Annotated in this window: 6 protein-coding genes and 2 pseudogenes; 5 read left to right on the plus strand and 3 right to left on the minus strand. The window is 71.1% G+C overall.

Going from position 1 to position 6008, the window contains the following annotated elements:
• Positions 1–167: 167 nt before the first annotated feature.
• Positions 168–1281: pseudogene (locus JGS39_RS38255) on the minus strand (DUF8017 domain-containing protein).
• A gap of 155 nt (positions 1282–1436) precedes the next feature.
• Here JGS39_RS38255 and JGS39_RS38260 point away from each other — a divergent pair.
• Both JGS39_RS38260 and JGS39_RS38265 read left to right on the plus strand, forming a co-directional pair.
• Positions 1437–1874 carry a DUF4442 domain-containing protein gene (locus JGS39_RS38260; protein WP_219574383.1) on the plus strand — a complete coding sequence of 146 codons (438 nt, stop codon included), beginning with the start codon at positions 1437–1439 and terminating at the stop codon, positions 1872–1874.
• A gap of 180 nt (positions 1875–2054) precedes the next feature.
• Positions 2055–2711, plus strand: a complete 657-nt coding sequence (locus JGS39_RS38265; protein WP_219574378.1) for a DedA family protein — start codon at positions 2055–2057, stop codon at positions 2709–2711.
• Positions 2712–2771: 60 nt separating this feature from the next.
• On the opposite strand, the gene JGS39_RS38270 is transcribed toward JGS39_RS38265, so the two are convergent.
• The gene (locus JGS39_RS38270; protein ID WP_219574379.1) at positions 2772–3302 is read right to left on the minus strand and encodes a gamma carbonic anhydrase family protein; all 531 of its coding nucleotides are present in this window, start codon (positions 3300–3302) and stop codon (positions 2772–2774) included.
• Positions 3303–3471: 169 nt separating this feature from the next.
• Between JGS39_RS38270 and JGS39_RS38275 the strand changes: the two genes are divergently transcribed.
• Positions 3472–4209, plus strand: coding sequence for an acyltransferase (locus JGS39_RS38275; protein ID WP_219574380.1), 738 nt, complete (start codon positions 3472–3474; stop codon positions 4207–4209).
• A gap of 22 nt (positions 4210–4231) precedes the next feature.
• Here JGS39_RS38275 and JGS39_RS38280 read toward each other — a convergent pair whose 3' ends face one another.
• On the minus strand, positions 4232–5098 hold the full coding sequence (locus JGS39_RS38280; protein ID WP_219574381.1) for an EamA family transporter: 867 nt from the start codon (positions 5096–5098) through the stop codon (positions 4232–4234).
• A gap of 93 nt (positions 5099–5191) precedes the next feature.
• Between JGS39_RS38280 and JGS39_RS38285 the strand changes: the two genes are divergently transcribed.
• Positions 5192–5764: a helix-turn-helix domain-containing protein gene (locus tag JGS39_RS38285; RefSeq protein ID WP_219574382.1), complete on the plus strand. Its 573-nt coding sequence runs from the start codon at positions 5192–5194 to the stop codon at positions 5762–5764.
• Between the two features lie 44 nt (positions 5765–5808).
• A pseudogene (locus JGS39_RS38290) lies at positions 5809–6008 on the plus strand (YbaK/EbsC family protein); the annotation flags it as partial.

Raw genomic sequence — 6008 nt, forward strand, 5'->3', positions numbered from 1 at the left:
AGCGCGCCATGGGTTCCCAGGCCGGTGATGATCGCGGCGGCGGTCAGCAGCCGGTAGTTGCGGCCCGCCGGGGTGGGGCTGGCCGGGCGGGGTGCGGGGTCGGCTGCGTCAGTCACTCAGGGACTATCGCGGCAACGGCCCCGTTGTGCCAAATGCGTTTCCGCCGGTCAGGACTCGGTGATCTTCACCAGGCGCACGGTGCTGAGGATCTTCTGCACCGTGGCGTCCGGCAGTTCGCCCTCGACGCCGGCCGCGGCGTACAGCACCCAGGAGGAGAAGGCACCGCTGCTGTTCTTGAAGGTGAAGGCGTAGGTCTTGCCGTCGCTGTCACACTTCTTCTTCTTGGTGACGTTCGGGGCGGTGGCCGTGACCAGGCTGCCCGTCAGGCCCGACGTGGTGGTGTACTGCTTGGCCTTGCTGATCTTGATGGTCTTCTTCGGCATGTGCTGGGCGTAGGCGGCCCAGGCCCAGGTGCCCGCCTCGTTCCTGGCGTTCAGGGCGCCGCGGGTCCGTGGCGCCTTCCGCGCCACGGGTGCCGGTACCGGCGAGGCTGTAGTTCTCCTTGGTGCCGTCCTTGTCGAAGTCGTCGACGCACCACTTCTTCTTGAGGTCCGCCGGCGCCGAGAAGCCGATCAGCGGCGAGCCGTCACCCTTCGCGTCGTCCTCGAAGTACGAGAACGTGCCGGGGGAGCCGACCTCCCAGTCGCCGGGCACGTCGAACTGTGTGCCCCACTTGGGGTTGGTCACGACCTTCCAGCCCGCGATGAGCGGCTTGGCGTCGCCGTCCTCGCCCCGCGGGTTCGCCACCGGCGAGGACGCGGAGTCGGAGGGCTTGGCGGGCGCGGACGACTTCTTGCCGTCGGCGACGTTCTTGCCGTCCTTGTCGTCGTCCTTGTTCAGCACGACGACACCGGTGACCGCCGCGGCCACCACGACCGCGGTCGCCGCGACGATGGCGATCACGGTCGTCTTCTTCTTGTCGTTGCCGGGCTGGGGCCCGCCGGGCGGACCGGGCACCGCGTACTGCGGGACGGTCGGCTGCTGGTACGGATTGGGCTGCTGGTACCCCGGCTGTCCCTGCTGCGGGTAGCCGTACCCGGGCTGCTGCCCCGGCTGACCCTGCTGCGGGTAGCCGTACCCCGGCTGCTGCTCGGCGCCGGGCTGCTGGTACCCCGGCTGCTGATAGGGGTTCGGCTGTTGGTACCCCGGCTGCTGGTACGGGTTCTGGTTCTGGTCCTGCGGGTTTTGCTCGCCCCCGGGCGGCTGCTGTCCTGGCCACATGGCGAGTAACGATAGAGGGGCGCCGCCCGGGCGGCTACGGCCGCCCCCGTGAGCGGACGGTGAAGGATGCGTCCGGGGCGTGGCCGCGTGTCCGGGGAGCCATGGCCAAACATCTCTACTCGTGAGTAACATCTGGTTCCATGAGCGCTGAAGAGATGACCGCCGGCGAGATGGTCGCCGCGTCGGTTCCGATGGTCCGGACCCTCAACCTCGAATTCCTGGAGTCCACCGCCGAACGCGCGGTGGTCCGCATGCCGGACCAGGCCGACTACCACAACCATGTCGGCGGACCGCACGCCGGAGCCATGTTCACCCTCGCGGAAACGGCGAGCGGTGCCATCGTCATGGCCGCGTTCGGCGACCAGCTGACGCGGGCCGTCCCGCTCGCGGTGAACGCGCAGATCGCCTACAGGAAGCTGGCGATGGGCGAGGTCACCGCGACCGCCACGCTCGGCCGCCCGGTGGCCGACGTCGTCGCCGAACTCGACGCGGGCGAGCGCCCCGAGTTCCCCGTGGCCGTCCGGATCGAGCGCGCCGACGGTGCGGTGACCGGTGAGATGACCGTGGTCTGGACGCTGCGCCCGATCGCCTGATCCCGGACGTGCCCGGAGGGGGCCGCCACGCACCCGGGAGGGAGCGGGCGGCCCCCTCGGGCGTCCGGGGCGGCCGGTTCCTTCGCCCTGTCGGGGCCGGCGGGGCGACCGGTAGGCTTCCGCCGTGCGCCGTGGAGCTGTCCGGCGGGCGATGAGGACATCACTACGGAGGAACCGGCGTTGCACATCCAGGAGTGGCTGGAGACCGTCCCCGCGATCAGCGTGTACGTCCTGGTGGGCGTCGTCATCGGGCTGGAGAGCCTGGGCATTCCGCTGCCCGGCGAGATCGTGCTGATCAGCGCGGCGCTGCTGGCCGCGGGACACGACGGCATCAACCCGTGGGTCCTGGGCGCCTGCGCCACGGCCGGGGCGGTGATCGGCGACTCCATCGGCTACGCGATCGGCCGCAGGGGCGGACGGCCTCTGCTGGCCTGGCTCGGCGGGAAGTTCCCCCGGCACTTCGGCGAGAGCCAGATCGCCATGGCGGAGCGCTCGTTCCAGAAGTGGGGCATGTGGGCGGTCTTCTTCGGCCGCTTCGTCGCACTGCTGCGTATCTTCGCCGGACCGCTCGCGGGCGTCCTGCACATGCCGTACTGGAAGTTCCTGATCGCCAACGTGCTCGGCGGGATCGCCTGGGCGGGCGGCACCACAGCCGTCATCTACTCCGTGGGAGTCGTCGCCGAGGAGTGGCTCAAGCGGTTCTCGTACCTGGGCCTGGCGATCGCCGTTGCGATCGGCCTCGCCTCGATGCTGATCATCAAGAACCGTGCCAAGAAGGCCGCCGGGCAGTCCACCGGGGCCGCTGCCGAACCCGAGTCCGTACCGGTCGCCGACTGACGAAGGCCGCGCCGGCCGGCGACGTTGTGGGCCACGGCCGTCCGGCCGGGGCCCACACGCTCAGTCCTCGTACGCCTGGCGGTGCGCCTTGGCCAGTTCGACGTAACCGACCGCGTTGAACCTGATGCCTTCGAGCTCCTCCTCGGTCAGCTGCCGCTTGACCTTGGCGGGCACACCCGCGACCAGGGAGCCCGGGGGCACGCGCATTCCCTGCGGGACGAGGGCCTGGGCGGCGATCAGCGAACCGCTGCCGATGTGGGCGCCGTTGAGCACGGTGGCACCCATACCGACCAGGACGTCGTCCTCGATCGTGCAGCCGTGCAGTACGGCGTTGTGTCCCACCGACACCCGCTCGCCGACCGTGACGGGGAAGCCGGGGTCGACGTGGACGCTGCAGTTGTCCTGGATGTTGGAGCCGGCCCCGATGGCGATCGGGCCGCAGTCGGCCCGCAGCACCGCGTGGTACCAGAGGCTGGAGCCGGCGGCCATCGTGATCTCACCGATCACCACCGAAGTCGGTGCGGTGAAGGCATCCGCGTCGATGACCGGCTCCTTGCCGCCCATGGCCGTGATCAACGCCTGCTCTGCCATCGCGCGTCCTCTCGTTCTCCCGTGCCGTGGGGCGCGGCCGTCCGGTCGCCGACCGGCGGTCCCGCCCGGGAAACGGTATGCGACGGGCCGGGCGCTTCGCGGCCGGGTGGGGTGAAGATCACAGGGCGCCGCGGCGATCGTCCGTGGAGCGGCCGACTACCGTGAGCGCGTGCCGAAGAACAGAAACACGTTCTCCTCCGTGACCGCCTGGCGTCGGCGCGCCCTCTCCGGGGCCGTCCACCGCTGCTGGCGCTGGGTCCAGAAGACCGGTGCGGTCACGGCGGCGCACCCCGGCGGTCTGCGCTTCCGCCGGATCGGCGAGGGCACCCGGCTCGCCTTCCCGCAGGGCACGGTGTTCGGTGAACCGTGGATCGAACTGGGTAACCACTGCATCATCGGCGAGCAGGTCACCCTGACGGCGGGGCTCATGCCCGATCTCGATCTCGGGTCCGACACCGTGCTGACGCTCGGCGACGGAGTGGTGCTGGGGCGCGGCAGCCATGTCGTCGCGGACACCACGGTGACGATCGGCTCGGACACGTACTGCGGACCGTACGTCTACATCACCTCGACCAACCACAGCTACGACGACCCGGAGCAGCCCGTCGGCAAGCAGTGGCCGCGGATGGAGCCGGTGGCCATCGGCCCGGGCTGCTGGATCGGCACCGGAGCGGTGATCCTTCCGGGTGCCCGGCTCGGCCGCAACGTGGTGGTGGCCGCGGGCGCGGTGGTACGCGGAGAGGTGCCCGACCATGCCGTCGTGGCGGGGGCCCCCGCCCGTGTCGTACGGAGCTGGGACCCCGAGAAGGGGTGGCAGCCGCCCCTGCGGACACCGGCCCCGGTGCCGATCCCGGCGGGCGTGACCCCCGAACAGCTCCTGGCCGTGGCGGAGCTCGACGAGAGCTGAGGCCCGCCTGCCCCCGCGGCCGTCAGCCGGTCGCGAGCAGCACCGTGCCCAGCAGCGCGAGCCCCGCCCCCGCGGCCTGTACCCCGCGCAGCCGCTCCCCGAGCAGTCCGCGCGCGGCCAGGGCCGTGACCACCGGGTAGAGCGAGGCCAGCACGGCTGCCACGGTCACCGGCCCGTGCTGTGCGGCGATCGAGTAGGTGCCGTTGGCCGCGACGTCGGCGAGACCCACGAAGGCCAGCGCCGGCAGCGCGGCGAGCACCACGGCGGCGCCGCCGTCCGGGGGCAGGGCGCGTGCCCCGCGCCGCACGGAGGCGTACAGTGCCGCGCCGCCCACCGTCACATTGGTGATCCGCTGGACGAAGAGCGCCAGGAACAGTCCGGTCACCGTGGTGGACGCCTCGGCGATGAGGGCCATCACGGCCCCGAAACCGAACGCCGCGACGAGGGTCAGCAGGACCGCCTGACGCTGCACCGGGGCGCCGCGCAACTGCGGTCCGCCCGCCATTACGATGCCGGCCACGGCGACGGCCACCCCGGCGCACTGCAACAGGCCGGGACGCTCGCCGACAACCAGCCCGATGCTCACGGGCACGGCGACCCCCAGCGAACCGAGTGGCGAGACCACGCCCATCGGGCCGAGTGCCAGGGCCTTGTAGAAGCTCAGCATCGCCACCGGACCCACCGCACCTGCCGCGACGGCGAACCAGAGCTGTGGGCCGGCCTCACTCCAGCCGCCGGTCGCCATCACGATCACGCCGAGCACGACCGCGGCGATCACCTGCGAGACGACCACCACGGTGAGCGCGGGGGCACGCCGGGTCAGCACCCCGCCACCGAAGTCGGCCAGTCCCCACAACAGGCTGGTGGCCAGGGCGAACAGTGCGGTCATGGGCAGGCCTCGCAGTACAGTGCGATGAACGGTGAGTACAGCACACCGTAGTGCAGTATTCGCTACCAAGGCATCCAAAATATTGGACGGAATGTGACGGATCTCGACCAGCTGACCCAGTCCCTCGCCCGGAACCTCAAGCGCTGGCGGGGCGAGCGGGGTTTCACCCTGGACACGCTGGCCGCCCGTGCCGGGGTCAGCCGCGGAATGATCATCCAGATCGAGCAGGCCCGCACCAACCCGAGCGTCGGCACCACGGTCAAGCTCGCCGACGCCCTCGGGGTCAGCATCACGACGCTGCTCGACCACGAACGGGGCGCGCCCGTCCGCCTGGTCCCCGAGAGTCAGGCCATCCGCATGTGGTCCACCGAGGCGGGCAGTTCCACCACCCTGCTGGTCGGCACCGAGGCCCGGGGCCCGCTGGAACTCTGGTCCTGGAACCTGATGCCAGGTGAGTCGAGCACGTCCGACCCGCACCCCGAAGGCACCGTGGAACTTCTCCATGTCACGGCGGGCGCGCTGACCCTGGTGGTCGACGACGTCCCGTACGCCGTGCCCGCCGGAGCCTCCGCCACCTTCGAGGCGCACCACTCGCACGCCTACCGGAACGAGGGCTCCGAGCCCGTTCGCATCACGATGGCCGTGTCGATCCCGCCCGTCAGATGAGACACTCAACCAGCAATGGGCCAGGGGCTGTTAGCGTTGCGCGCATGCGCGCCCCCATCGGCACCTTCGAGGATGCCTGCCCTGCTGCCGACCGTCTCGGACTCCTCACGGATCCGGTGGCCCGAGCGGTGGGGGAGGGCTGGGGCGGCGTTCCCGCCGAGCAGATCATCCACGTCGACACGGACCCGGAGATCGCCGACACGGCGGCCTTCGTCGCACACCACGGGGCCGACCTGCTGCGCCG

The organism is Streptomyces poriferorum, assembly GCF_019399235.1.
Taxonomy (GTDB): Bacteria; Actinomycetota; Actinomycetes; order Streptomycetales; family Streptomycetaceae; genus Streptomyces; species Streptomyces poriferorum.